Genomic DNA, 372 nt, shown 5'->3' with positions numbered 1-372 from the left:
GGTGTAAAGTCTTTCGGTAACCCGCAGGGGAAATCGTTCACCCTTGGCGACAGCGAACTTGTCATGAACGCCCAAGAGGGCGCCTTGTATATCTCGATGGCTGCGGGTAACGGGGTTACATTGAATAGCACAACCCACGTGCAGATCCAATGCATGGTTGACCTGAACATCAGCGGAGCCAGCGTTAGTCTGGAGGGTACAGAAGGTCTGTACATTCAGACGATGACAGATCATGTGGAACTTGTAGAAGAGGTTAATGGAAAGAGTGAGAATGTAGTACTGGAAGCCGAGATCCATCGTTCCTTTGACATGATTCAGTCTGCGTTCGACCAGAGTCTGGCCAGTATGGGGGAGAGCGCGCTGAAGGAAGCG

The 372-nt window shown here is 51.6% G+C and carries 1 pseudogene; it reads left to right on the top strand.

The annotated features are described in order from the left end of the window. Window positions 1-372: pseudogene (locus Q0V21_RS32765) on the top strand (late control protein); the annotation flags it as partial.

The organism is Paenibacillus sp. 11B, assembly GCF_030487755.1.
Taxonomy (GTDB): domain Bacteria; phylum Bacillota; class Bacilli; order Paenibacillales; family Paenibacillaceae; genus Paenibacillus; species Paenibacillus vandeheii.
This window is presented reverse-complemented; position numbering and strand designations above follow the sequence as displayed.